Source organism: Bacillus sp. DWP3-1 (assembly GCF_049896565.1).
GTDB lineage: Bacteria > Bacillota > Bacilli > Bacillales > Bacillaceae > Bacillus.
Genome location: NZ_JAFCUN010000002.1, coordinates 270,853 through 297,623, shown reverse-complemented (window position 1 = coordinate 297,623; position 26,771 = coordinate 270,853). Strand labels below are relative to the sequence as shown.

The 26,771-nt window shown below is 43.1% G+C and carries 28 protein-coding genes and 2 other annotated features; of the genes, 3 read left to right on the top strand and 25 right to left on the bottom strand.

Features of this window, described 5'->3' with window-relative positions; translation table 11 throughout:
- Positions 1 to 37: 37 nt before the first annotated feature.
- The 3 genes from nadA to nadB are packed head-to-tail and all read right to left on the bottom strand — an operon-like array spanning position 38 to position 3,550.
- A complete protein-coding gene (gene nadA, locus ACP7A0_RS06900) occupies positions 38 to 1,147 on the bottom strand; it encodes a quinolinate synthase NadA (protein ID WP_060596880.1) in 1,110 nt (369 codons plus the stop codon).
- Complete coding sequence (nadC, locus tag ACP7A0_RS06895) at positions 1,134 to 1,997, bottom strand: carboxylating nicotinate-nucleotide diphosphorylase (protein ID WP_060596881.1); 864 nt, start codon at positions 1,995 to 1,997, stop codon at positions 1,134 to 1,136. Before nadC ends, nadA begins: the two co-directional genes overlap by 14 nt.
- Positions 1,979 to 3,550, bottom strand: coding sequence for an L-aspartate oxidase (gene nadB, locus ACP7A0_RS06890; RefSeq protein WP_426004651.1), 1,572 nt, complete (start codon positions 3,548 to 3,550; stop codon positions 1,979 to 1,981). Before nadB ends, nadC begins: the two co-directional genes overlap by 19 nt.
- Positions 3,551 to 3,647: 97 nt before the next feature.
- On the opposite strand from nadB, the gene ACP7A0_RS06885 reads away from it, so the two are divergent.
- Together ACP7A0_RS06885 and ACP7A0_RS06880 are read left to right on the top strand one after the other, a co-directional pair.
- Positions 3,648 to 4,790 (top strand): IscS subfamily cysteine desulfurase, encoded by a 1,143-nt coding sequence (locus tag ACP7A0_RS06885; RefSeq protein ID WP_066030595.1) that lies wholly within the window; start codon positions 3,648 to 3,650, stop codon positions 4,788 to 4,790.
- 3 nt (positions 4,791 to 4,793) lie between these two features.
- Complete coding sequence (locus tag ACP7A0_RS06880; protein ID WP_060596884.1) at positions 4,794 to 5,336, top strand: transcription repressor NadR; 543 nt, start codon at positions 4,794 to 4,796, stop codon at positions 5,334 to 5,336.
- Positions 5,337 to 5,360: 24 nt separating this feature from the next.
- Here ACP7A0_RS06880 and pheA read toward each other — a convergent pair whose 3' ends face one another.
- The 20 genes from pheA to ACP7A0_RS06780 form a co-directional block, all read right to left on the bottom strand.
- Positions 5,361 to 6,239 carry a prephenate dehydratase gene (gene pheA / locus ACP7A0_RS06875; protein ID WP_060596885.1) on the bottom strand — a complete coding sequence of 293 codons (879 nt, stop codon included), beginning with the start codon at positions 6,237 to 6,239 and terminating at the stop codon, positions 5,361 to 5,363.
- Between the two features lie 18 nt (positions 6,240 to 6,257).
- Positions 6,258 to 6,701: an ACT domain-containing protein gene (locus ACP7A0_RS06870; RefSeq protein ID WP_003216269.1), complete on the bottom strand. Its 444-nt coding sequence runs from the start codon at positions 6,699 to 6,701 to the stop codon at positions 6,258 to 6,260.
- A 55-nt stretch (positions 6,702 to 6,756) separates the two neighbouring features.
- Positions 6,757 to 8,043, bottom strand: a complete 1,287-nt coding sequence (gene obgE, locus ACP7A0_RS06865; RefSeq protein WP_066030594.1) for a GTPase ObgE — start codon at positions 8,041 to 8,043, stop codon at positions 6,757 to 6,759.
- 21 nt (positions 8,044 to 8,064) lie between these two features.
- On the bottom strand, positions 8,065 to 8,658 hold the full coding sequence (locus tag ACP7A0_RS06860; RefSeq protein ID WP_034661629.1) for a sporulation initiation phosphotransferase B: 594 nt from the start codon (positions 8,656 to 8,658) through the stop codon (positions 8,065 to 8,067).
- 256 nt (positions 8,659 to 8,914) lie between these two features.
- A complete protein-coding gene (gene rpmA, locus ACP7A0_RS06855; protein ID WP_003216586.1) occupies positions 8,915 to 9,199 on the bottom strand; it encodes a 50S ribosomal protein L27 in 285 nt (94 codons plus the stop codon).
- A 12-nt stretch (positions 9,200 to 9,211) separates the two neighbouring features.
- Positions 9,212 to 9,550, bottom strand: coding sequence for a ribosomal-processing cysteine protease Prp (locus ACP7A0_RS06850; protein WP_034661634.1), 339 nt, complete (start codon positions 9,548 to 9,550; stop codon positions 9,212 to 9,214).
- Positions 9,551 to 9,564: 14 nt separating this feature from the next.
- Positions 9,565 to 9,873, bottom strand: a complete 309-nt coding sequence (rplU, locus tag ACP7A0_RS06845; protein ID WP_003216781.1) for a 50S ribosomal protein L21 — start codon at positions 9,871 to 9,873, stop codon at positions 9,565 to 9,567.
- Positions 9,874 to 9,885: 12 nt separating this feature from the next.
- Positions 9,886 to 9,958 (bottom strand) — a sequence feature (ribosomal protein L21 leader region).
- A 66-nt stretch (positions 9,959 to 10,024) separates the two neighbouring features.
- Positions 10,025 to 10,894 (bottom strand): M50 family metallopeptidase, encoded by an 870-nt coding sequence (locus ACP7A0_RS06840; RefSeq protein ID WP_426004646.1) that lies wholly within the window; start codon positions 10,892 to 10,894, stop codon positions 10,025 to 10,027.
- A complete protein-coding gene (locus ACP7A0_RS06835; RefSeq protein WP_426004644.1) occupies positions 10,887 to 11,678 on the bottom strand; it encodes a peptidoglycan DD-metalloendopeptidase family protein in 792 nt (263 codons plus the stop codon). The genes ACP7A0_RS06840 and ACP7A0_RS06835 overlap by 8 nt, the downstream gene beginning before the upstream one ends.
- A 109-nt stretch (positions 11,679 to 11,787) precedes the next feature.
- Positions 11,788 to 12,591: a septum site-determining protein MinD gene (gene minD, locus ACP7A0_RS06830; RefSeq protein WP_003216504.1), complete on the bottom strand. Its 804-nt coding sequence runs from the start codon at positions 12,589 to 12,591 to the stop codon at positions 11,788 to 11,790.
- A 2-nt stretch (positions 12,592 to 12,593) separates the two neighbouring features.
- Positions 12,594 to 13,277, bottom strand: a complete 684-nt coding sequence (gene minC / locus ACP7A0_RS06825) for a septum site-determining protein MinC (protein ID WP_034661644.1) — start codon at positions 13,275 to 13,277, stop codon at positions 12,594 to 12,596.
- A gap of 54 nt (positions 13,278 to 13,331) precedes the next feature.
- Positions 13,332 to 13,850: a rod shape-determining protein MreD gene (gene mreD / locus ACP7A0_RS06820; RefSeq protein WP_106042555.1), complete on the bottom strand. Its 519-nt coding sequence runs from the start codon at positions 13,848 to 13,850 to the stop codon at positions 13,332 to 13,334.
- A complete protein-coding gene (gene mreC / locus ACP7A0_RS06815) occupies positions 13,847 to 14,746 on the bottom strand; it encodes a rod shape-determining protein MreC (protein ID WP_003216396.1) in 900 nt (299 codons plus the stop codon). Before mreC ends, mreD begins: the two co-directional genes overlap by 4 nt.
- Before the next feature lie 27 nt (positions 14,747 to 14,773).
- Positions 14,774 to 15,793, bottom strand: a complete 1,020-nt coding sequence (locus ACP7A0_RS06810; protein ID WP_012010766.1) for a rod shape-determining protein — start codon at positions 15,791 to 15,793, stop codon at positions 14,774 to 14,776.
- A 90-nt stretch (positions 15,794 to 15,883) separates the two neighbouring features.
- The gene (gene radC, locus ACP7A0_RS06805) at positions 15,884 to 16,558 is read right to left on the bottom strand and encodes a RadC family protein (protein WP_034662037.1); all 675 of its coding nucleotides are present in this window, start codon (positions 16,556 to 16,558) and stop codon (positions 15,884 to 15,886) included.
- A gap of 48 nt (positions 16,559 to 16,606) precedes the next feature.
- On the bottom strand, positions 16,607 to 17,176 hold the full coding sequence (locus tag ACP7A0_RS06800; RefSeq protein WP_034661651.1) for a Maf family protein: 570 nt from the start codon (positions 17,174 to 17,176) through the stop codon (positions 16,607 to 16,609).
- Between the two features lie 177 nt (positions 17,177 to 17,353).
- Positions 17,354 to 18,373, bottom strand: a complete 1,020-nt coding sequence (locus tag ACP7A0_RS06795) for an SPOR domain-containing protein (RefSeq protein WP_426004640.1) — start codon at positions 18,371 to 18,373, stop codon at positions 17,354 to 17,356.
- A 168-nt stretch (positions 18,374 to 18,541) separates the two neighbouring features.
- The gene (locus ACP7A0_RS06790; protein WP_426004638.1) at positions 18,542 to 19,261 is read right to left on the bottom strand and encodes a prepilin peptidase; all 720 of its coding nucleotides are present in this window, start codon (positions 19,259 to 19,261) and stop codon (positions 18,542 to 18,544) included.
- Positions 19,262 to 19,408: 147 nt separating this feature from the next.
- Complete coding sequence (locus ACP7A0_RS06785; RefSeq protein WP_426004636.1) at positions 19,409 to 20,707, bottom strand: bifunctional folylpolyglutamate synthase/dihydrofolate synthase; 1,299 nt, start codon at positions 20,705 to 20,707, stop codon at positions 19,409 to 19,411.
- A gap of 71 nt (positions 20,708 to 20,778) precedes the next feature.
- On the bottom strand, positions 20,779 to 23,421 hold the full coding sequence (locus tag ACP7A0_RS06780; protein ID WP_426004634.1) for a valine--tRNA ligase: 2,643 nt from the start codon (positions 23,419 to 23,421) through the stop codon (positions 20,779 to 20,781).
- Positions 23,422 to 23,480: 59 nt separating this feature from the next.
- Positions 23,481 to 23,710, bottom strand: a binding site (T-box leader).
- Between the two features lie 168 nt (positions 23,711 to 23,878).
- Between ACP7A0_RS06780 and ACP7A0_RS06775 the strand changes: the two genes are divergently transcribed.
- Positions 23,879 to 24,067 carry a hypothetical protein gene (locus ACP7A0_RS06775; protein ID WP_003216497.1) on the top strand — a complete coding sequence of 63 codons (189 nt, stop codon included), beginning with the start codon at positions 23,879 to 23,881 and terminating at the stop codon, positions 24,065 to 24,067.
- Between the two features lie 46 nt (positions 24,068 to 24,113).
- Here the strand turns inward: ACP7A0_RS06775 and ysxE are convergent, their stop codons facing one another.
- Both ysxE and ACP7A0_RS06765 read right to left on the bottom strand, forming a co-directional pair.
- Positions 24,114 to 25,145: a spore coat protein YsxE gene (ysxE, locus tag ACP7A0_RS06770; protein WP_342689809.1), complete on the bottom strand. Its 1,032-nt coding sequence runs from the start codon at positions 25,143 to 25,145 to the stop codon at positions 24,114 to 24,116.
- A 37-nt stretch (positions 25,146 to 25,182) separates the two neighbouring features.
- Entirely contained in the window at positions 25,183 to 26,640 is a 1,458-nt protein-coding gene (locus tag ACP7A0_RS06765) for a LysM peptidoglycan-binding domain-containing protein (protein ID WP_095285525.1), read from the bottom strand.
- Positions 26,641 to 26,771 lie beyond the last annotated feature (131 nt).

Genomic DNA, 26,771 nt, shown 5'->3' with positions numbered 1-26,771 from the left:
GATAAAAACTTGTTTTCTGATAGGAGGGGCTGATTTATTATTTAATGGCGAGCATTTTATTCAGTGCAAGTAAAGCCTCTTTGGTAATGTCTTCATTGACCTGAATCAAACCGACCGGATCACCTTTATCAATGCTTTCTAGTGACCATAACAAATGAGGAAGATCGATCCGATTCATGGTCAAACATGGACACATATCCGGATTGAGGGATTCAATTTGTTTATCTGGATGCTGATCGATTATCCGCTTGACTAAATTCATCTCTGTTCCAATCGCCCACTTGCTTCCTGCTGGCGCTTCCTTAATCGTATCAATAATAAATTTCGTGGAACCGGCAAGATCAGAAGCCCTGACGACTTCATGCGTGCATTCTGGATGGACAAGGATTTGAATGTCACGGTCTCTTTTTCTCGTTTCTTCAATATTCCGCACCGTAAATTTCTCATGGACAGAGCAATGGCCTTTCCATAAAATCATCTTGATGCGAGAAAGCGGCTGATCGGTGATGAGCTTTTCTTCTATTTGATCCCAGACAGCCATTTCTTCTAGTGAAATGCCTAAATCGAATGCCGTATTACGCCCTAAATGCTGATCAGGGAGAAACAGAATCCGCTCTTTTTGTGTGAGCGCCCACTCCAGCACTTTTTTAGCGTTTGACGATGTAACAGTCGCCCCGCCATGCTTGCCGACAAATGCTTTAATATCCGCTGTTGAGTTGACATACGTGAGCGGTAGGATCGTATCTCCAAACAGATCAGTGAGCTGCTCCCATGCTATATCCGTTTGCTTCATGTTCGCCATATCAGCCATTGAACAGCCTGCTCTCATATCTGGCAATAGGACCTTTTGATTCTTAATTGACAGCATATCTGCCGTTTCAGCCATGAAGTGAACACCGCAAAACACAATGTACTCAGCCTCCTGATTGTCCGCGGCTATTTGTGCAAGCTGCAGTGAATCGCCTGTTGCATCTGCAAATTGGATGACTTCATCCTTTTGATAATGATGCCCCGGTATAAAAAGCTTTGATCCAAAGGCCCGTTTAATGTCTAACACACGCTGCTTCATCTCATCAACAGAGCGGTGTTTATATTCTTCTGGCATCATGGCTGCATGTTGATTTGCGAGTACATCAAGCAGTGACATGAGTTGTTCCTCCTTTATGACTGAATTCCATATTCATACTAAAATCAAATGCTGGAGCAGAATGTGTCAAAAAACCAAGTGAAATAAAGTCGACACCTGTCCCCCTGTAACTTGGCAATGTCTCTAACGTGATGCCTCCTGAAGCCTCCGTCAGAATTGTCTCCGGCGTCATTTGTTTAAAACGTTTCACTTCGTCTGGAGAGCAGTTGTCAAACATGATGACATCGGCTTTTGCATCAATGGCTTCCATTAGCTGCGTTTCTGATTCAATTTCTACTTCAATTTTCACCATATGACCGGCATATGCTCTTGCTTTATCTACAGCTTCACGAATAGAGCCGCATGCGGCAATATGATTATCTTTAATCATCACTCCATCTGATAAGCCGAAGCGATGATTCTTTCCGCCTCCTGTCTTCACAGCGTATTTCTCTAACATGCGCAAGCCGGGAGTCGTTTTTCTCGTATCACAAATCGTAATCGACGGATCCGCTAATCGCTGCACCGCTTCATGTGTTAATGTGGCGATACCTGTCATGCGCTGCAAAACATTCAAAATGACCCTTTCTCCTTTTAATAAGTCGCTGACCGGCCCCTTTATTTTCGCCAGCACAGCGCCTGAATGAATCCAATCACCTTCCTCAAAAAACAACTCAGCTTGAATCTGTTCATTCAGCAGGCGGTACCCTATGTCAATGACTTGAGAACCTGCCAATACACCCGATTGTTTTGCGATGATGTATGCTGTTCCTTTCTTTTCTCCAAAAATGGCATCAGCTGATACATCTCCAAAGCCAATATCTTCTGTGAAAAAATGAGTCATCATTTGTTTTAACTGTAAACGTTCCATTTGGCACCGATCCTTTCATTTTTCATCATATGAATGTGGCCTTTTTCATGGACAATCTGCATGCCCCGCCACAAAGCATCATTCCGATTTGGATAATCCATTCGAAAATGGCCGCCTCTGCTTTCTGTACGAAGTAATGCAGACTTCACAAGGCAAATCGCTAATGCCCATTGATTGCTTAATTCGATCTGTTCACTTGTGATATTCTTCACATTCGTTTGCTGATAAGGGACTTGCTGTAATACTTGAAGCAAGGCCTTTAGCCCTTTTTCGTCTCTTACAATTGCGGCATATGTCATCATCCATTGTCTCAACTGATCCTCTGAAATCGCTGGGACGGACCATACTTCTTGAATAGAAAAAGATGGGACTATTTTTTTCTGTTTAGGTACCTGTTCAATTCTCCGTGCCGCTTTGTGTCCTAAAACGAGACCTTCCAAGAGAGAATTACTCGCTAATCGGTTCGCTCCGTGTAAGCCTGTACAGGCCGCTTCTCCGATAGCAAAAAGAGATGGAACAGTGGTTTCTCCATATTCATTCACGCAGATTCCGCCCATTAAAAAATGCATACCAGGGGAAACTGGGAGCCTGCCGCTTGCCATATCGACACCTGCCCGCTGACACATCGCATTAATTGCTGGAAAACGAGCTGAAAAATGTGGAATCTCGCGGATATTGAGATACAGATCATGACCTAATTGCTGCTCATGAAAAATAGCTCTAGCGACCACATCTCTAGGCGCTAATTCAGCTTGTGGGTGAATGCCTTTCATCATCCTCCTGCCTGTTTCATCTTCTAAATAGGCTCCCTCTCCCCGGACTGCCTCTGAAACGAGACCGACTGCTTTTCCAGCGATCGTCAAGAGGGTGGGGTGGAATTGAACAAATTCAAGATCTGCTAATTGTGCCCCGGCTCGATAGGCCATCATCAGTCCGTCTCCTGTTACAGAAGGGTCATTTGTGTTTGTTTCATATAGGGAGCCGCAGCCGCCCGTGGATAAAACAACTGCATCTGCGGTCATGGTATGGACGTGTCCTTTCTCATCTTTCCACACCACCCCTATGCAGGTTCCTTCATGGACCAATAGATCAATGACATGGTGATATTCGTATAAATGAATATGTGAGCCAAGCTGACTTTTTAAATACTGCACGAGGGTTTTGCCTGTTTGGTCTCCTCCTGCATGCAAAATGCGATGAGCCGTATGTGCCCCCTCTTTACCTAATTGCGGCTCGCCCGTCTCCGTCTGATCAAATGGACAGCCTTCTTCTACGAGCTGCTCCACCAATTGCTTTCCACGACTTACGATCTCTTGTACCGCCCTCTCATCATTGTGATCACAGCCGGCAGCTAATGTGTCTTGTACATGCTGATGAACTGAATCCTGTGCTGAAAAGGCAGCAGCGATTCCTCCTTGTGCAAGCATGGAATTACTAGAGGAAAATTGTTTTTTTGTCATCATGATAACTTGGCAGCTTTCTGAAATGGTTTTTGCAAAGGAAAGCGCTGCAATGCCTGATCCCACCACAATGACTTTTTTGATTGATGACACCTTCGCCCCTCCTGTCATTTACACCTGTCTTGACACATATCATTACACAACACTACAATAAATACAAGAAAAAATTTTCTCATAGGAGATGGATGGATTGGTTTATTTAGATTACGCAGCTTCTACACCTGTTTCAGAGGAAGCACTGCATGTTTTTCAGCAGCTAAGTCAAGATTGCTACGGGAATGCAAGCAGTCTTCATGATGCAGGTGGAAGAGCAAATGACATACTGACTTACAGCAGACAATCATTCGCTGCCATTCTTGAGGGCGAACCAGACGGCATCTACTTTACAAGCGGCGGAACAGAATCCAACCTTCTTGCGATTCAATCGATTGCAAATGGTCTGCCAGCACACAGGCAGCATGTCATCACAACTTCTGTAGAGCACCCTTCTGTTCATCATGCGGTTAGTAGCTTAGAGCGTCTTGGCGTGAAGGTCACAATCATTGAACCGAATCAAGATGGGATCATCACTAAGGACATTCTCAAAGAAGCATTATTGCCTGAAACAGGACTAGTATCTATTCAGCATGCTAATTCAGAAACAGGGATTATCCAGCCGCTTGCTGAATTAGCACCCCTTTTAAAAGAAAGGCACATACTTTTTCATACAGATGCCGTGCAAACATTCGGAAAGATTCGTGTGTCCATCAAGGAGCTTGGGGTTGATGCCGTTTCCATCTCTAGCCATAAAGTGTATGCACCTAAGGGCGCTGGTGCTGTCTATATGGGCGCACATGTTGCTTGGAAGCCTTTATATTCAGGTGCAGTTCAGGAAAATGGCTTCCGCCTTGGAACAGTGAACGTTCCATGCATCGGTGCTTTTGCTGCTGCGAGCGAACAATTGATGCTTAAGCTAGATGAGCAGCATCAACAGAATGAGCTGCTTCGTGATTATTTTCTTCAGCAGCTGAAAATGAGACAACTTCCTGTTCGTACACTTCAAAACAATGGCAATCGCCGCATGCTGCCTCATATTATTGGTTGTTTTTTTGAAGGGTTTGAAGGACAATATGTAATGTTAGCATGTAACCGGCATGGGATTTGTATATCGACTGGAAGCGCATGTGCTTCAGGTTATCATCATCCTTCCCCCGCTGTGAAGGCATTGCACATATCAGATCGTGATGCCCTTCAATTCATTCGACTATCATTTGGATCGAAGTCATCAAAAGAGGACATCGATCAGCTTTTGCATACATTTGAACAATTGCAAAAGGAGAAGAAAGGAGCATAAGACGTGGAGCAAGAGAGGAAACTCATTGGCGAAGAGAGAAGAAACGCCATTTTAGAGTGGCTGAAAGAAACAGATACACCGCTCACCGGAAGTTTTTTGGCTAAAAAGGCGGCTGTCTCTCGACAAGTCATTGTACAAGATATGTCACTATTAAAAGCAAAAAACGAACCCATTATTGCCACAAGTCAAGGCTATGTGTATATGGCACCGCAGCATGCGCCAGAAAGAGAAATTGAACAAATCATCGCCTGCAAGCATGATCCTGTTCGCACAGAAGAGGAACTGACCTTGATTGTAGACTTTGGTGTGACAGTGAAAGATGTGATCATAGAGCACCCTGTTTACGGTGAACTAACGGCCTCTATTCGCGTCAGTACTCGCAAGCAAGTAGCTGATTTCGTTCATCACATTTCTAACACGGGCGCCTCCTACTTGTCAGAACTAACAGACGGCGTGCATTTACATACACTCACTTCTTACAGTCAAAAGCAGCTTGACCAAGCCATTCAAGCGCTCGATGACGCTGGTTTTTTAATTAAAGACTAAAAAAATAGTGTCCTGCAAGGGACACTATTTTTCATTCGTTAGTTCATATGTTTGGTAGCTGCCGAGCAGTTTGACCTCACAGCCAATCGCTTCTAATTCCTGAATCGCGCCAGGGACAAGGACATCATCCATTTCTTTTTCTATATCTATAATAAATAAATAGTGTCCAAGACCTGTTTTTGTCGGACGAGATTCAATTTTTGACAAGTTGAGATTCCGCCAAGAAAAAGCAGATAACACGCGATGCAATGCACCTGATTGATCATCCTTTGGCAGACTGACCACAATGGTCGTTTTTGGCTTCGATGAGAACCCAGCATTCATTGGGAACGACGCCTTAGGATCTTTATGTAAAATAACAAAGCGTGTATGATTGTGCGGATAATCATGAATGTCTTTTTTTGCAATCGTTAAACCATACGTTTGTGCGGCAATTTCATTGGCAATGGCCCCAGCAGCCTCATCCGGATGCTCACTGATATATTTTGCTGCATAACCTGTTGATTCTACTGGACGATGCGGAATATCTGGGTACTGCTTTTTCAGAAATTGATGACACTGGGCAATCGCGTGCGGATGTGATTGGATCACATCTAATGTCTCCCAGCTTTCCGCTCTTGATGGGTGGACAAGCAAATGCTGCCGAATCGGTGCTGTCATTTCACCAACAATGGACAGCGCTTCCTCATGAATTAAATAATCAATCGTTAAGTTCACAGATCCTTCGAGTGCATTTTCAAGTGGAACGACCGCCAAATCTACTTCGCCTTTTGACACAGCATCCATACATTGCGGAATCGTTGCATAGGCACGCTGCACTGCATCTGTTGGAAAGCAAGAGCATACGGCCAAATGAGTAAATGTTGCCTCTGGTCCAAAATAACCTACAGTTAATTGCTTCATCTGCTATGATCTCTCCTTTTACGCCCCAGAACCTAGAATTTCAACTTTTTCGACAAATTCAAGTTTTCTTAATTGATTCATGACTGTATTGATATCATCTGCCATACCAGCCGTGCTAATGGATAGGGTGACATTCGCTCTTCCCTGCAGCGGAATCGTTTGGTGAATGGATAACACATTACAGCCAGAGTCCGCCACAATTTGAAGCAGCCTTGACAAAGCCCCAGACCGATCCTCAAGGTGGAAAAACAATGTGATGATCTGCTCTTTCACCATTGTATAAAATGGAAAAACAGCATCTCTGTATTTATAAAAAGCACTGCGGCTTAAATCCGCTTGTTGAACAGCATCGGCAACTGAATCCGCTTTTTTGCGATCGAGAAGCTTTTTGACTTCAAGCGTTTTTCGCATCGCATCTGGAAGGACATCCTCTCTTACTAAATAGAACGTTTCTTCTTTCACCTGTTTTCTCCCCTTTTAAAAACGGGAGAGCCCATGGACTGGACCCTCCTTTTGATCAATCAATAAATTCAAATTCAAATTCAAGCAGACGAATGATGTCGCCGTCTTTTGCACCACGCTCACGCAAGGCATCATCGACACCCATTCCGCGCAGTTGTCTAGAGAATCGTTTCACGGACTCATCTCTTGAGAAATCTGTCATCTTAAACAGTCGCTCAAGTGCTTTACCCGTTATGACAAACGTACCGTCAGGATCTCTTGTGATTTCAAATGGCGCGTCTCCCTCATCAAACCTGTACATCACGCGGTTATCAGACAGTTCCTCTTCATTATAGAGCGGGAATTCCGGTGTTGTTTCAAGCTGATTGGCGATTTCAAATAAAAGCTCACGAAGCCCTTCTCTTGTGATCGCACTAATTGGGAACACTTTATAGTCATCCGTTAATTTTTCTTTAAATGCCGCTAGATTGTCAGCTGCATCTGGCATGTCCATTTTGTTCGCTACAATGATTTGTGGACGCTCAGTTAATCTCATATTGTATTGCTCAAGCTCTTCATTAATCGTCACATAATCTTCGTACGGGTCACGTCCTTCAAGTGCTGACATATCAATGACATGGACAATAACCCGTGTCCGCTCAATGTGGCGTAAAAATTGATGACCTAAGCCAACGCCTTCGTGCGCTCCTTCGATCAGTCCTGGCAGATCCGCCATGACGAAGCTTCGGTTATCATCTGTTTCGACAACTCCTAGGTTCGGCACAAGCGTTGTGAAATGATAATCCGCAATTTTCGGTTTCGCAGAAGAGACAATTGAAAGCAGTGTCGACTTCCCGACACTTGGGAAACCAACAAGTCCAACATCTGCAAGTACTTTTAGTTCTAAGATGACGTCACGTTCTTTTCCCGGCTCACCGTTTTCAGAAAGCTGCGGTGCAGGGTTTGCCGGTGTTGCGAAACGTGAATTTCCACGTCCGCCTCGTCCGCCTTTTGCAATGACTGCCCGCTGTCCATGCTCTGTTAAGTCAGCGAGTACTTGTTCCGTCTCTGCATCTGTCACGACCGTACCGGGCGGAACTTTGACAATCATTTCTTCCGCATTTCGGCCATGCTGGTTTTTACTCATTCCATGCTCGCCGCGATCCGCCTTAAAATGGCGCTTATAACGAAAGTCCATCAACGTTCTGAGTCCTTCGTCTACTTCAAATACAACATCTGCACCATTTCCGCCGTCGCCGCCAGCTGGTCCGCCTTTTGGCACATATTTTTCACGACGGAACGCCACCATACCGTTTCCGCCGTCACCGCCTTTAACATACACTTTAACCTGATCTACAAACATAACTTCCTCCGTTTCTCTGCATCACATATCTCGTTCTTGCCTCAAACAAAGCTCAATCATGGACTCATGACTTGTCACATGAAATTGAGCTACACTCATACATGGATAGTTTGCGTCATGAAACGCATTTAACGCATCCAAACTTGTTAATTTTCCTTTGAAATCAAAATATAAGACCACATCATTCTCTTCTTGATCTGTTTGGAACGTGACCGTTAAATGATTTTCAGTTTTTTGGCAAACTGATTGATCGAATATCGAAAACAACTCCTGTGATACCGTTAGCAGCTGCGATTCATATGCTGATAAGTCTCGGGTTTCACCAAGCACTTCATATTCTAGGGTGATAAAATGCGACTCCCAATTAAATGTTAGAAAGTAATAGGCCAATTGGGGAATTTTTAAATTTGAGAGTTTGGATTCATGCTGTGCTTCAATGACCATTTCTTCTATAATTTCAAACACCCGGTCATATTTTTCTAATGTCAAGTTTCCCTTAATCAGCTGCAATTTATTCATCCAGTCGTGTCTTGAACGACTGAGCAGATAGATCAATTCATTTGTTAATGCAACGTGAGTTAATTTTTCGTTTTGTTTACTTGGTATCTCTTCCATTATCGCACTCCCAATCGTTTGGTCTCTCTTTTAGGAGTCTTATCATCACTATGTCTCCCTGAATTATAACAGAGAAGACAGCATAGAAAAACACTAGTTATGTGAGGAAAGGTTGTTTTTTCTGATCTATAGGAGAAAATGAGGCAAAGTCAGCAAACGTTCTTTGATATTTATGGAGTGCATCTTCTTTTATCATCTTCGATACTACTTGTAAAAAGTGAAAAAAACTCCAGTCAATGACCGGAGTTTTTAGCAATTATTGTGCCGCAGGATATACGCTCACTTTTTTACGGTCACGACCGAAACGTTCGAATTTAACCGTTCCGTCGATTTTAGCGAAAAGAGTGTCGTCGCCTCCGCGTCCAACGTTTTCACCTGGATAGATTTTCGTTCCACGTTGACGATAAAGGATAGAACCACCAGTTACGAATTGACCATCAGCACGTTTAGCGCCTAAACGTTTAGACTCAGAGTCACGTCCGTTCTTTGTAGAACCTACCCCTTTTTTAGATGCGAAAAATTGAAGATCTAATCTAAGCATGAAGTTCACCTCCTATTTTTTTGTAGATATTCTCACATAATCGTGATAATCTCGTTCGATTGTCTCTAAGGAAACGACCATGCCTTCTAAAAGCAGCTGGGCTTTTTCAAAGGATACTGGATCTGTATCAGCTGGCAATTCAAAAGAGAAATAGCCGCCTTCTTCACCAATATCGAGCAGTGGATCCATTCCTGTCAGTGCAATAATTGAATTGACTGAGCCGAAAACAACAGCAGATACACCTGCACAAACGAGATCCTGACCTTTTTCAGCAAACTCGGCATGTCCAGTCATCTGAAAAGACGTAATGCTTTCATCTGCTGCCGACCGAGTAATGGTTGCTTTGATCATATCACTCACACGCCTTAAGCGTTGATTTTTTCGATAACAACTTTAGTGTAAGGTTGACGATGACCTTGTTTCTTGTGGTTGTTTTTCTTCGGTTTGTACTTGAACACAGTAATTTTCTTACCGCGACCTTGTTTTTCAACTTTAGCCGTTACTGTTGCTCCAGCAACTGAAGGGTTACCCACTTTGACAGTGTCTCCGCCGACAAACAATACGTTTTCGAAAGTTACTGTTTCACCTGCTTCAGCAGCTAGTTTTTCAACATAAACAGTTTGACCTTCTTCAACTTTTACTTGTTTACCACCAGTTTCGATAATTGCGTACATCTCTGCACCTCCTAATAAACTCAGACTCGCCGAATACAGGGGGCCTTAGGCTCTTTACACCTGCTTCGCGCGGTTGTAGCACGGGTGCTACATATCCATAACATTAAAAAATATATCAAATTAGACGCAGAATGTCAACGTATTTTCATCACTAGTACGGCAAAAGGAGCTCTTCCATTGAGGAGGTGGTTCTTCGATCTGAAAAATACGCATGGAGCAGTTCATTTTCGTCAAGCTGGCTCATTTTCACGCCATCTCTTTCAATAATAATCGGATGCTTACAGCCTCTTTGGAATCGCGCCATTACTTCATATACTTTTTCCTCAGCGCTCGCTCTCAGCGGAATAAGCTTTTCTACCTTTTGCTCTTTTTTACCGTAATAGCGTTCTAGTAAAAAGCGGACCCTGACGTAATGCCGCTGCCGGTGTTCCATTACGAGTGAATAGGCTAAAAAAGTGAGCAGCACCCAGCCGTTGAATTGCAGCGGCGCAAACAAAAGCAACCCTGCAGTCAATAGAACGAAAAAGACAAGTGAGCCTTTTATGGCAAGGGTATGTGCACGTTGGAAAGGGTAATATGCTGATAAGAGCAAAAAGAATAATTTCCCGCCATCAAGCGGCCAAATAGGCAAAAGATTCACAAGAAAAATCGCCATATTATAAAAAGTGAACATCGTAAAAATGTCGTGCGAAATAAGAGAAGTTTCCATGAAAATCCATGCCATAAGCTGGAGCGGTACATGCTGGAGCGGCCCGCATAAAATGACCGCCAACTCTTCCTTTAGCGGACGGTTCCCATGCTCTTCTACTTCTACCGCTCCGCCAAATGGCAGTAAAAAAATCCGCCGAATGCGCCAATGATAATAGCAAGCAGCCGCTGCATGTCCAAGCTCATGGACAAAGACGATGATGAGCAGACAAAGCAGCGGCTTGATTTGACCAGAGAGAATCGCAAACGCCATCACAATCCACAGCAGCGGATGAATGTGAATTTTCGTCAGCATGACCAGCCATCTATTCAAAGGTCATCACCTGAATAGGATCGATAAACTGTTCATTTTGCTTAATGGCAAAGTAATATGTGCCCTTTCCTTGATCATCAAGTGAGATCTGGCCAATTTTCTCACCCTTATCGACAAAATCGTATAAGGCCACATCGGCTTCCTTTAATTGACCGTACCAGCTATAGCTGTTATCCGCATGCTGCACGACCACTGTAAGCCCTGTGTCACTTTTCTTTTTCACTTCTACTACATAGCCTTCCTTCATACTATCAATTGCTTCAGCCGATGTTTCGACTTTGACACCTGCTCCATTTTGCGTAAAGGATTCCTGCACTTTTCCAGAAGCAGGTACAGCCAGTTCTTGGTTCGCTTGTACATCTTTTTGGTCTGCCTTTTTGTCGGTTAAAAAGGCAAGGGGGTTTCCAACTGTTTTCTCAAACCAGTGATTGGCAGCAGCAAATTGAAAATCTTGCTCAAAGGTCTGCGTAATGATCGGCTTCAGCTGCTGAAACGGCCCTGCCTGACCTTTAAATGAAATGGCTGCAATCAACACAAGGGACGCAGATAATAAACATTTAAGCACAAAAGCATTGGGGTTAAATAACGGATGCCGATATTTCTTCGGCTGGTGAGACAACGACTCAAAGGAAGACGACCCTGAATGCTTTTCTTCCTCTGTCAGCATGACCCATGGAGGGATATCTTCTTTTTTCTTGAAAGTCGTCTTCTTAGGTGGAGCAGCTGGCTGCTTCGTTTTGCGGCGCTGCGCAATTTTCTTTCGGTACTCGTCCACTCTTTTCATGAGATCACCCTTTACATACAAACAGTTTGTACATTTTATGTGACGACCTCATCTGATATGCAACAAAAAGACCGATTCTCATCGAATCGGTCTCATCTTACTTGAATGCTTATGCTCTTACACCAAAAAATGCTTTCAGCTTCGCAAACATTCCTTTGTTTTCATCTTCAAATGATTGAAGCGGAACAGATTCGCCTAGTACACGGCGGGCGATATTACGATACGCAATCGATACTTTGTTTTTAGCATCCATGACAATCGGTTCACCATTGTTTGAAGCCTTAATCACGTCATCATCATCTGCGACAATGCCAAGAAGATCAATCGATAAGTGATGTACAACTTCATCCACATCCATTGAATCGCCACTTTTCGCCATGTGTGTACGAATACGGTTGACAATCAAACGAGGTGGTTCGATATCTTCTTGTTCTAACAAGCCGATGATACGGTCAGCATCTCTCACAGCTGAGATCTCAGGCGTCGTCACGACAATTGCCTTATCTGCACCAGATACAGCATTTTTAAAGCCTTGCTCAATTCCAGCAGGGCAATCAATGACGACATAATCAAAGTCTTGTTTCAATGATTGAATTAATTCTTTGATCTGCTCCGGCTCTACAGCCGTTTTATCGCTTGTTTGAGCAGCGGGTAAAAGATACAAAAGATCCTCGAAACGCTTATCTTTTACAAGCGCTTGGTGAATTTTACATCTTCCTTCTACTACATCGACTAGATCATAAATAATGCGGTTCTCAAGCCCCATCACGACATCTAGATTCCGAAGGCCAATATCGGTATCCACTAGACACACTTTTTTCCCTTGAATTGCTAGTGCTGTGCCTAAGTTTGCAGATGTTGTTGTTTTGCCAACGCCGCCTTTTCCTGAGGTAATCACAATAGCCTCGCCCAATTTCACATTCCTCCCTCAAGCCTTGTCAGATTAGGTCTTATATGAGCCAATTGCTGCAGGCGTTCAATGATCATGTTGCCATCTATATCTAAATAAGCACATTCCATTTCGTTTCCATCTTCTTTTTGATCTGGTGCACGGTTAAACACTTGTGCGATGCGAAGCTGTGTTGGAATCATACGAGATGCCGCAATGACAGCTTGTTTATTCCCATTACATCCAGCATGTGCCACGCCTTTTAAAGCGCCGAGCACAAAAATATTTCCCCCTGCACGAATCGTTCCGCCAGGATTGACATCTCCTATTAATAAGAGATCTCCTTCGACATACAGCACCTGTCCAGAGCGCACAATTTTGGCTACAGAGGTAATTTCGGCCTCTGCTTTTAATCGTCTCGCCTCTTCAGTTGACATGACGTCACTTTCAATGGAGTGAATGACGAGATGTTCATTTTCAGAGACCGCTTCAGTCAAACGCATTTCCTGATCCTCTGTTAAATACCGAAAACCAAGCTTAATATGCACATTGACCTTATGCCCTTCTCTACCATCTGTATATTGCTCAAGTAAAAGAACCTCTCGCAAGCCAGAAAGAAGGTCATCAAACGAACAGTCATCATTTAACTGTAATGTTAATCCGTTTTTTGTACCTTTTATCGTCACATATTGCTGTTTTTGAGTTTTCAAGATGCTCACCTCAACAACATACTCATTTCGCCGTAATTGGACAAACTCCTGCTTTTATTCGTCGATCAGTCCTTGTTTCATATTGATGAAAAAGAGCCTAAGCGGCACAACAAGTATGAGAGACGCAGCAGTATTTAAAAGAATCGTTGGAATAAAGCGTTCGATGACATACGTATTAAACGGCATAATCCCTGATTGAATTGTCGCTTGAACGCCGTATACATAAAACTCCATCACGGAAACAGCAATAATCGACAGAAAGACGACCACTAGCATATTCGTTTGCAGAACTTTAAAGGCTTTCGCTAGCAAATAGCAGAGCGCTCCAAAGCCAAACATATGAACACCAAGTATGCCTGTATACGAAATATCATATAAAAGTCCAAAGATAAAACCGAAAATCACACCATATTTTTGATTCACAAAAGCAGTCATAAATACAAGTGCGAGTAAGATGAAATGAGGAGCTAAAATTTGATTGTCTGAAACAAATGGGAGCTTCACTAGATCGACAAAAATACTGTCAAATACGAAGATAAACAACATGACGAAAGCAAGAAGGACACGTCTCACGAGCCTTCCTCCTTCGTCAATTCAGATGCATCTGCCGTACTTGAGCTGCGATTCACCACAATCACGCGGTCTAAATTGTTGAGTTCAGCCGCTGGTTCTACATAAATGATTTTTGTCAGGCCGTAATGATCTGGCTCGATTTCACTCACCTTACCAATCGTCAAGCCTTGCGGGAATACGCCCCCTGCTCCAGATGTTTCAACAAGATCTCCTTTTTTGACATCTCCATCTGCATCAGATTTCAGAATATTCATTGTCAGCATTTTTTTCTTACTGTCATAACCGTTAATAATTCCGTTGAGTTCTTCTTTGCCCTTTTTCGCAAAAATTTTCGTTGAAATTCTATTATTTTGGTCCGTAGAGCTTAGCAACCTTACAGTTGAAGTAAAATTGTTGAGCTTATCACTTTCAATTTTCCCAATTAACGCACCACTCTCATTTGTGACCGCCATATCTTTGTCAACGCCTTGTTTTTTCCCTTTATCAATCATCACAAAGCTATCCCAAAGGGACGGGTTTCTCGCGATAACCGTTGATAGAATTGGCGTATAATCACGAATAGAGTTCACATATCCGAGCTGCTTGCGAAGCTTTTTGTTCTCATCTTCTAGTTCTTGAAGTTTCGCCTCATATTGAGTTTGTCCATCAAGTTTTTTTCGAAGACGCTCGTTTTCATCATATGTGTTCTTTAAATCTTGTACGTTCCCATAAATACCGGCAATAAATTGTGATGGTTTATGAAAGACACCTTGAAAAAAGCCTGTCGTATCCCCCACTAATTTTTCCGGCCATGAAGCACCTCTGCCGCTTTTCACTGAAAAACCAATCATGGCCACCAGTACGATGACACAGACAAGGAGCAACATTAATCTTTTATTCATAAAAAACTGCGGCATGTCTTACACCTCTTTATTTACGCCCGATTATCGATTATCTTTAGATTTTCCTTTGAACAAATGAATGTGCTCTAGTGCTTTTCCTGTACCGATTGCCACACAGTCAAGCGGGTCTTCAGCAATAATGACTGGCATCTTCGTTTCATCACTAATGACTTTGTCAAGATTACGCAGCAATGCACCGCCGCCTGTTAAAACGATTCCGCGGTCCATAATATCTGCTGCCAGCTCAGGCGGGGTTTTTTCAAGTGTCATTTTCACCGCATCGACAATTGTTTCCACCGTATCGCGAAGCGCTTTTGCAATCTCATCTGCCGTAATAGAGATCGTTTTTGGCAGACCTGTTAAAAGGTCACGGCCGCGAATATCCATCTCATCATGTACATCAGGCTGTGCAGAACCGATTTCCATTTTAATGGCTTCTGACGTACGGTCACCGATCATCAGGTTATACGTTTTACGGATGTAGCTGCTGATCGCATCATCCATTTCATCTCCTGCCACGCGGATCGACTGTGAGGTCACAATGCCGCCAAGAGAAATAATAGCTACCTCTGTTGTACCGCCGCCAATGTCTACAACCATACTTCCTGTTGGCTCCCATACAGGCAGGTTAGCACCGATCGCCGCAGCAAATGGCTCTTCAATCGGGTATGCGTCACGTGCACCAGCTTGTCTTGTTGCATCAATGACTGCACGCTCTTCTACAGCTGTAATACCAGATGGTACACATACCATCACGTAAGGTTTACGAGCAAAAAGCCCTTTGCCTTTTAATGCTTGATTAATGTAATATTTCATCATTGTTGCTGTCGTCTCGTAATCTGCAATGACTCCGTCTTTCATCGGGCGTAGTGCCACAACATTACCAGGTGTACGGCCAATCATGTTTCTAGCGTCATTTCCGACCGCCACTATAGACTTCGTATCAGTTTCCAAAGCTACGACCGAAGGTTCTCTTACAACAATGCCTTTTCCTTTAATAAAAACAAGCGTATTCGCTGTTCCAAGATCTATTCCAAGGTCTTTTGTACCAATTCCAAACATATGTATGTATCTTCCTTTCTTAAACCAAAATTCCCTTTAGGGAAAAACTCATAAACTCTATTATATCGTAAAACATTGAAAAAAAAAGTGTTACAAATACCCTTTTTCCTTCAAACTCACAAATTTTTGATCACCTATGACAAGATGATCAAGCAGCTGTATTCCAATCAGCTTTCCACATTCAAAAAGTCGCTGTGTAACTTCAATATCTTCCCTGCTGGGCGTCGGATCTCCAGATGGATGGTTGTGCACACATATAAATGAGGCCGCCGAACGTTTAAAGGCCTCTTTGAAAATTTCACGCGGGTGAACGATCGATGAATTCAGGCTTCCAATAAACACGGTATGTTTATGAAGAACTTGATTTTTGGTATTGAGATAAAGACAAACGAAATTTTCCTGTGTCAAAAATCTCATATCTTCCATCACAAAGTTCGCTCCGTCTTCTGGTGTGCGGATCACATAGCGGTTATCCGTCGTTTGATGGTGTAATCTAGTGCCGAGTTCTAAAGCAGCTAAAAGAGAAATCGCCTTCGCCTTTCCAACTCCTCGGATCTTCGACATTTCTTCAATTGAGGCTTCTTTTACAGAGCGAAGACCGCCAAATGTTTGCAGAAGTCTTGCGGAAATTTGGAGAACTGATTCTTTTTTTGTGCCTGTTCTTAGAAGGATCGCAACAAGTTCATGATTTGACAAACTGCTGGGCCCGTATTTGATAAATCGTTCTCTCGGTTTTTCATCATGAGGGAAATGCTTTAGCAGCATAGGGAAATCGTTCAGGATGACCACTCCTTTTAGAATTCCTTCCTGTCTTCAAAAAGGGGTGATTCCAAAGGTTTCAAGCACTCTGACTGTTTTCGCAATAGGTAGACCTACAACGGAAAAATAATCACCATCTATTTTTTGAACAAACAGTGCGCCTTTCCCTTGAATGCCATAGCTTCCCGCTTTATCAAGGGGCTCGCCCGTATTGATATAGCGGTCTATTTCATTTTGAGTCAGCGTCCAAAATGTCACTTCTGTCTGTTCATAAAATGTTTCTTTTCTATTCTCTGACTGAACCGTGACACCCGTCAAGACTTGATGTGTCTTTCCTGATAATAATTGAAGCATGAAAGCCGCTTCTTTCTTATCTTTTGGTTTCCCAAGACATTTGCCGTCAATTGCAACAATTGTATCTGCACCAATGATCACAGCTTTAGGATTTAATCTTTGAATATCATTTGCTTTTTGTTCTGCCAACCATTGGACGTTCTCAGCAGGAGAAAGGTTTCGATTTATTTCTTCTTTTAAATGACTTGCTTGAATGTCATAAGAAAACCCTGCTAGATCAAGCAATTCTTTTCTTCTAGGTGATTGAGATGCGAGAATCAATTGGTTCATGTTTGTTCATCCTTTCAGGGTTTAGCCTAAGAAGTAAGATACCCATTCATCCTAGCAAATGTACATCTTACCGACAATCTACGAAAATTCATTTTTCATGTACCTTCATCATTATGTTGGATGTAAAAGAAAAAAACTAGTCATTTTTTGACTAGTTTCGTTTCTAAAAAAATGATTTTACGTATTTAATTGATCAAGCAGTGCCTGCTGAGATTTCCAGCCGTTTTCAGCAGTTGGGTCATTTAATAGCTGCACAGCTTTTAGCAAACTGCTTTTAGCCGATGCGTCCGCTGTTTTGGCACTTTCAAGCTCAGAAACCAGCTGCGTGACTTCCTTTTGATCCACTTCATCGCCGGCAATCACTTTAGAGGATAATACAGATGCCTTTTCTATTAAACTAGTCAGCTCATCCGGTACTTGAAATGAGAGCTCCTTTCCTCCCCACGCCTCAAAGTGCTGATCGATCAGCTTCTTCCCTACAGCGCTTGTCATTCCCTGCTCTGTCGCAAGCCCAGCAATGACATAATATCCATCATCCATTGAGATCTTTTTCCCTGCATACCCTGCATCTTTTAAACTGCCAACTAAGTCATCTGCTCCTTTTTCAGAGGAAAATTTCCCAGCCTGTACAACAAAGGTTGACAAACTGCCAGAGGCACTTTTTTCATCGTTGTTCTCTTTTGATTCATCCGTAGTATCTGCTTTCGGCGCATCCCCGCCGGCTTTCATCGATGATTGATTTCCAGATCCAGATGCCGAGACACTGATATCTCCACCTGATGGACTTGGTGTACCATCTTGACTTAAACTAAGCGCAAACACCCCAAGGCCTGTCCCAAGAACCACCGCAAACACAATCGTTGTCATCACTCTCTTGAAGGGGCCGCGGTTTTTACCAAACTTCTGATCAAAGGAGCCTTTTTTCTTTTGATAAGGCGTGACGACCTTTGGATCAGAATGATAAATATGATCAGCTGCATCATCCCACTGGAAATCTTCTTCTTTCGGTTTAGACGAATCTTCCTGAGAAGCCGCTGTCTCCTGTTCCGACTGCCTCTTTTCCTCCCAATTCGAAAACGTCACTTGATCTTCTTGCTGTTTTGGCGGCTGATGATCATCTTCATGCAGCATTTCTTCCTTGCCATTAATATTGACCTTGAGCCCTTGTTTTTTTGCCTGCCTCTTTTTCACTGTCATTCCCCGCTTTCTGACATGTTTGTAAGAAAGACCTTTCTGTCCAATGAATCAGCGCGAATTTAACCCGTCCTTCTTTCTGTTTCACACTTTAACATAGCAGTAAAAAAAAAGAACAAGACTTTTGTCGGCAGGGCAAAAAAGTGTTCGCCAATTTTTTCATCCCTTCGACTAGTCAAATAGAAACAAGACAGGAGCACCAAAGAGATACAGCCAAAAAGAAAAAGCGATCGCAGGAACAAAGGGGAATGGCTCGTCTAATTGAAAGGAAAAGACCTTCGCATAGACCATTCCAGCGATACATGAGAGAAAAAGCATGAGGAGGAACGGCTTGAAGCCAAAGCAAAACGCAAGCAAACTGAACAGCTTCATATCAGCTCCGCCCATGCTATTTGGCTTAAAATAATCTAGACTAGAAAACAAAAGAATGCAACAAATCAGGGAAGCCGCTCCTTCCCAGTAGATAAGAAGCGGTTCCAGCGTGCGGTATATGACGAAAAGAGGGAAAAAGAAGAGAAACAGCTCGTTCGGCACCTTCATATAGAGAAGATCACTCACGACAGCAATCACGAATAAACTACAAAGAATCACAAGGAAAAGACCTTCAAACGAAAAACCAGCGATTCTATAAATGAACAAAAAAAGACCGCCTGACAGCAGCTCAACCGTTGGATATAGCCAAGACAACCGAGTGCCGCAATGTTTACAAGACCCCCTCCATACAACATAAGAAACGAGCGGGATCATCTCATGCAGGGAAAGCGGCTGTTTACAGACTGTGCAGTGAGAGCGAGGGAAGAGAATAGACCGCTTCACTGGCAGCCTTTCGCCAACGAGATGAAAGAACGACCCCATCGTGATGCCTGCAAGAAACAGAAAAATCTCAATCATATATGGTGCTCCTTCCGGGAATAAGATAGACCGGATTTTACCATGACCCTATCCACTAAAGCATCTAGTGAAAATATGATTTTCCCCCTTTTCTACATATAAAAAGAAAAAGACGCAGGAGGCATCAAAGCCATTTGCGTCTTTTCGTTACCCGATCATACGATTTCGTATATCTGAAATAAAATAAAGAGAGCCTGTCACAAGGAGCACCGCTGAAGGATCATCACTCTTTTTCTGAATCCATTCAAGCACTGCACGAGGATCATCATCATACGATTTTGCCTCTAACAGACTGCACGCATAAAGTTTTTCAGCTGATTCAGCTCTTGGAAAGTCAAACGAAACAAAATGAATAGATGAACTAACAGCTTCAAGCTTTTGAATCATTTGCTTGTACGGCTTATCCTTTAAAGCACTAAAACAAACATGCACTTGTTTACCAGAAAAATGAGCTTGTATCGTTTCAATTAAACGGTCGATTCCCTCTTCATTATGAGCGCCGTCTAAATAAACTGCTGGATGGTCTTTGACTTTTTCAAATCTTCCAGCCCAAACTGCATTCCGAATACCTTCATATACCTGTTCTTCTGTCACACTAATATAGCCTTCTTGCTCCAGCCATTCAATGAGTAGAACGGCAAGAGAAGCATTTTGCCGTTGATGCGTTCCAATTAATCCTGTTTCAAGCTGCGGATACTGCCTTTTTGATGTGTGTAACGTAAACCGTTCGCCTGTTTCTGTTGGCTGCTGCTCACCGAAGGTACAAGTATGCTGTAATGAGATGCATTCCGCATTCTTTTCTTTTGCGATGTTTTGAATGACCCCAAGTGCTTCCGGTTGATGAACTGCGGTGATCATCGGAATATTCTCTTTGATAATGCCCGCTTTTTCAGATGCAATTTGTTCAAGTGTGTCACCTAAAATCGCCATATGATCATGACCAATCGACGTAATCGCTGTTAAGATCGGTACGGCAACATTTGTTGAATCAAGTCTTCCGCCAAGCCCTGTCTCTAATAGGACAAAGTCTACTTGGTGCACATCGGCAAAATAAGCAAATGCACATGCGGTAATGATTTCAAATTCTGTTGCTGCGCCAAGCTCTGTTTGATCTAATTCATCAACAAAAGGCTTGATCTTATTCACCAAACTCAGCCATTCTTCATCCTGTATAGGCGCTCCGTTCACGCTGATTCGTTCATTGAACGTTAAAATAAACGGGGAGGTGAAGGTTCCGACCGAATAGCCTGCAGCCTGTAAAACGGAACGAGTAAACGCAATGGTTGAACCTTTTCCATTTGTCCCTGCAACATGCACCGCTTTTATGCGTTGTTCCGGATGGCCTAGTCTGTTCATCAGCCACTTCATTCTTTCAAGACCCGGTTTTACACCAAAGGCCAGTCTACTGTGAATCCACTCAATGGCTTCATGATAGGTTGTAAACAATGTCATCTCTCATTTCATACGAAATTTTCAAAAAAGACGACTCCATTGTGTTAGGAGCCGCCTTTTCAACCTTATGCTTTCAGCTCTTCAATACGCTTTTGAACAGCTTCGCGTTTTGCGACATAGTCACGTTCTTTCGCACGCTCTTCTTCTACAACACTTTCAGGCGCTTTTTTCATAAAGCCTTCGTTGCCAAGCTTTTTCTGGACGCGTTCTACTTCTTTTGTCAGCTTATCAAACTCTTTTTGCAGACGAGCAATTTCCTCATCTAAGTTAATTAAGCCTTCAAGCGGCAGAATGAGCTCTGCTCCAGAAATAACAGCCGTCATCGCTTTATCACTAGCTGGGACATCTGTGCCAATCTCAAGAACACTTGGGTTCGTGAAGCGCTCAATATATGAACGATTCTTCTCTAAACGTTCTTGTACATCAGATGTGGATGCTTTGATGTAAAGTTCGACTTGTTTGCTCATTGGTGTGTTTACTTCACTGCGAATGTTACGAACAGAGCGAATGAGTTCAACAAGCAGTTTCATGTCAGCAGAAGCTTGCTCATTTGAAAGCTCCGGCTTCACCTCAGGCCAAGCCGCTACAGTAATGGACTCACCTTTATGCGGAAGATGCTGCCAGATTTCTTCTGTTAAGAACGGCATAAACGGATGAAGAAGTCTCATCGTTTGATCTAATACGTACGCAAGGATCGAACGAGTCGTTTTCTTCGCTGCTTCATCTTCACCATAAAGTGGAAGCTTCGCCATTTCAATGTACCAATCACAGAAATCATCCCAAATGAAGTTGTATAAATGTCTGCCCACTTCACCGAATTCATACTTGTCAGCTAGCTGTGTGACACTTTCAATCGTTTCATTTAAGCGGGTTAAAATCCATTGGTCAGCGACTGATTTTTCTCCAGTCAAATCAAGTTCATCATACGTTAAGCCATCCATGTTCATTAAAGCAAAACGCGATGCGTTCCAAATTTTGTTCGCAAAGTTCCAAGTGGATTCAACCTTTTCAAAGCTAAAGCGAAGATCCTGACCTGGTGAGCTTCCAGTCGCTAAGAAATATCTTAATGAATCTGCACCGTATTGATCAATGACCTCCATTGGATCAATTCCGTTGCCGAGCGACTTACTCATTTTACGTCCTTGTTCGTCGCGGATCAGTCCATGAATCAGAACGTCTTTGAACGGTTTTTCTCCTGTGAATTCAAGACCCTGGAAGATCATGCGAGAGACCCAGAAGAAAATGATGTCATAGCCTGTAACAAGCAGGTTTGTTGGATAGTAGCGCTTGAAGTCTTCACTGTCTGCATCTGGCCAGCCCATTGTAGAGAAAGGCCAAAGCGCTGAACTAAACCATGTATCAAGCACATCGTTATCCTGTTCCCAGTTCTCCAGATCTTCTGGCGCTTCCAGTCCAACATATACTTCTTTCGTTTCTTTATGATACCAAGCCGGAATGCGGTGTCCCCACCATAGCTGACGAGAAATACACCAGTCACGGATATTTTCCATCCAGTGTAAATACGTCTTTTCAAAGCGGTCTGGAACAAATTGAACTTGGTCGTCCCCATTTTGAAGGTTGATGGCTTCGTCTGCCAGCGGCTGCATTTTTACAAACCATTGAGTAGATAAATAAGGCTCAACGACAGCTCCGCTTCGCTCACTATGACCAACTGAATGCATGTGGTCCTCAATTTTGAACAAAATACCCTCTTCTTGTAAATCTTTCACAAGCTGTTTACGGCATTCGAAGCGGTCCATTCCTTTGTATTGCAGTGCATTTGCATTCATTGTGCCATCTTCATTCATGACAAGAATACGCTCTAGCTCATGGCGGTTTCCAAGCTCAAAGTCATTCGGGTCATGGGCAGGTGTAATTTTCACAGCTCCTGAACCAAACTCCATATCGACATAGTCATCACCAACGATTGGAATCTCTCGGCCTGTAATTGGTAAGACCACTGTTTTTCCAATCAAATGCTGATAGCGTTCGTCATCAGGGTGCACGGCAACGGCTGTATCCCCAAGCATGGTTTCAGGTCTTGTCGTCGCAATTTCAATTGAACCCGTGCCATCTGAAAGCGGGTATCTCAAGTGATAAAACGCACCTTGAACATCTTTATAAATGACTTCAATATCAGAAAGTGCCGTTTTCGTCGCTGGATCCCAGTTAATGATGTACTCTCCGCGATAGATAAGTCCTTTTTCATACAATTGGACAAACACTTGGCGTACCGCTTTATTCAGACCTTCATCTAATGTAAAACGTTCACGTGAATAATCAAGACCAAGTCCCATTTTCGCCCACTGGCTGCGAATAAAGTCCGCATATTCTTCTTTCCATTTCCACGTTTCTTCCACAAATTTCTCCCGGCCAAGGTCATAACGGCTCACGCCTTCTTCGCGAAGCTTTGCCTCTACCTTTGCTTGGGTCGCAATACCGGCATGGTCCATTCCTGGAAGCCATAGAACATCATAGCCCTGCATCCGTTTCATACGCGTCACAATATCTTGAAGTGTAGAATCCCATGCATGCCCAAGGTGCAGTTTTCCTGTCACGTTTGGTGGAGGAATGACGACTGTATATGGATCTTTCGTTTTGTCATTTTGTGCTTCGAAGAATTTCCCTTCAAGCCAGTACGTATAGCGGTCTTTTTCAATCGCATTTGGATCGTACTTTGTTGGCATTTCTTGATTATTTGTTCCCATTTGTGTAACCTCCACATTTTTTCGGCTGATGAAACATAAAAAAAGCCTTTCCATCCTTATAAAAGGACGAAAAAGCTTTTTCGCGGTACCACCTTTTTTCATGGAACACATAGACGTGTCCCATACACTCTAAAGGATAACGGGGTTCTCCCGAATTTCTCTACTTGTTCATTCAAGAAATTAAGCTCACAGGCGACCTTCCAAACAAGTACATCCTAGGAAACCTTTCAGCTCATGGTCCCCCTCTCTTTAGGGTCTTGCTCGTACTCTTCCTGATCCACGCTTACGATATATCACGTTCATCAGCACATACTCATCTTTTATTTATATTACTAAATGCCTTTTGTTTTCGTCAATCATCTTTTCCGCTTTTCTTCTTCTTTATACAAATTGAGCAGGCACCCTTCCTACCTTTGCCCATATGATAATAACAAAATGAAGAAGGAGGGCGTTTGCTTTGAAGAAAATCAACCCTTACACACTTCCCCCCTGGCTGAGACAAATTCGGGCAGTTGCCTCCCAAGTCGTTCTACCGATTGCGATATTTCAAGGGTTTCGTACGATCATTTTCCCCACGACATTTGACGTCCTCATCCTAGGTATTCTGATTTTTCTCGCCTGCGCCTTTCACCTTGATTGGTTTTAAACACTCGCGCTTATGTACCGGCCAATATGAACACAAAATAACCTCGTCATTCCGCTGATGACGAGGCACTTTGTTCTTCTTCAAGCCGTCTAGCCTGCTCAATCTCATGAATCTTCATGACGATCGGCTCTGAATTTTTCATCTGCCAATACGCTCTTAACAGCCGCTGACAGCTTTCCATTTCATCCTGTCCGCCTGCTTCATAGGCTTTTACTGTATCAAACAGACCTTGCGGATAAGCAAGGTAACTAAGAAACAAATGCAGCTCTTCCTCCCGAAGAGGATTTCCTTTTTGGTACGTATAAAACAAGGAAGTGCATTCAGGACAAGACGTGGGATAGGTTTTGAATGTCCGAAAGTAAAAGGTCAGAAGGTCATAAATGGGGGCGGCTTTTTTAGACCGCTCAAAATTGGTGAAATGTCCTGTGCCCACATCATTATACAAAAAGTGATGAATCGACAGCTGCCCATGATTTAACACAACACGTGTTGTCTCTTGATCTTTCATTTCATCATGCCAATCTTCTAATCGTTCAAGCGCAAATTCGCTGGCAGACATCGCCTCTGAAAAATACATCGCAGCAGCCAGTTCAAATGGCGACATATACCAAGTCTGCTCTGCCCGCTCTATGAATCGTTCATACATGTCTTTCTCTGTTTCCCATTTGGTCTTAATTTGTGTGTAGTGCGCTTCTATCTCTTGCTCTGTGATATCCATCATCACTTCAGTCCGCTTATGAAGTCTTGCAATCTCTTGAAATAAATATTCATGTTTATCGTCCTGCTCTTCTCTCTTTTCATTCGTCAGCCACGGCATGAGATAGTATGCGTACTGGCTTTCTCGATGACTTGAGAAAAAAGAACCGCTCTTCGTCCGATAAATCGGCACAAAAGAGCGATAGCCCTTTGATTCTAGTTCAAGCATTTGCTCTGTAAACTGCATATGTCGACTGGCTTTTACTCGCTTTAGGGCAAATACGCCCTGCTTTGTATATACTTTGACGACAGCAGGACTGACAGGTTCAATGTATTCCGCCTCAAGCCCGTATTCGTATAGGATAGACTGGATTTCATCCACGTTCACTCACCACATTTTCTCGGTCGGTCATCGCTTGTTATGCATTGCTTTTTTGATATTCAGGAATATAAAGAATCTGCCCTTCTTCAAGCTCCGCATCAACCGATAATGAGTTTGTGCGAAGGAGCTGCTGCACATTCAACTGATATCGCTCACAAATAAGATCGACCGTATCTTCTTGCTGAACTATACATATTTTCATGCGAGAAAAATCTTCCTCCTCCTGCTTAGCAAATAGCTTTGTTAAATAAAGAGAGTTCTCACTGCCAGACGTTTCTCTCTCGTCATATTCAGGCTCCTCTTCTTCTTGAGCTGACTCATATACTTTTGGTGCTTCTCGTTCATATAACCGTCCGAGCTGGTTTGTATCATCCTGTTCCTGTTCCTCTTGCTCCTCTTCTACGTGGTAAGTGGGTGATTCAAATATTGGATACGGCTGAACCGTTTCTTCCAGCTCTTCGGCTGCTTCCGGATCTTTTCTCACTTCCACCTCAAAGAACGTATCTTCCCGCTTCTCTTCTTCTAAGAGCTTAGGCGGTTCAAAAAATGGTGGTTCTTGCACCTGATCTTCAGGTAAGGAGCGATAACCAAGCGCCACTTCTTCTTGGCTCTCCGTTTCCTCCAGTTCTTCCGATTCTTCCGGTTCTTCGGTTTCTCCCTCTTCTTCCCTACTCACCAGCTCTATCTCAATTTCTTCTTCCTGTTCTTCTTGCTGTTCTTCTTTCTCGGCGCGTGTGTCATGCTGTAATACAGCCTGTTCCTCATATTCTTGGCTCTCCGTTTCCTCCAGTTCTTCCGATTCTTCAAGTTCTTCGGTTTCTCCCTCTTCTTCCCTACTCACCAGCTCTATCTCAATTTCTTCTTCCCGTTCTTCTTCCTGTTCTTCTTGCTCGGCGCGTGTATCATGCTGTAATACAGCCTGTTCCTCATAGACCTCACGTTCATTGCCTTGCAGCTCTTCTTGTTCCTCATGCTCTGGCTGCAGCTGATAATCGTAGGTCACATCGCCATATTCTTCTTGAGGACGATGGACAAATTCATACGGCTCCTCTACAGGCGCTTGAGGCATTTTCTCGTCTAATAGACCCTCAATCGCCAGATCAGCTTGAATGGTGAGCAAACGATTTTCTGTCAGCTGGTAATCAAACGCATCAATAAACACAAACACATCATTTAAATGACTGATTTTATTCTTAGGGATGGTGATATCGACCGGGAATTGATGCAGAAGCTCCGCCGTTCCGTCTACTCTTACCTTCACCTCATCAGCTTCCCTGTATGATGCATAGGAACTCAATTCACCCAATAGCTCCTCTTGATTTATGTTGTATTCTCCTGTTAGCTCGAGTGAACCTCTAATCGAAACATAATCATTCACTTCTTGAACGAGAATGTCAGGATCGAGAGAAATTGACAGCAGCTCACTGACTTCCTGTCCGCTTTTGAAATAAATGGATTCTTCTACCGAAAACTGTAATCGATTGTTTTGAGACAAGTCGGTGTCCTCCTTTCATCTAATCCTTCAAAATAAAATTAGATGTCAATACAGATGTATGTGAGAGGCAGTGAAAATATGATTGGTTTTCAGCAACACAAAAAAGCCGATATGTCCCCATACCGGCTTTC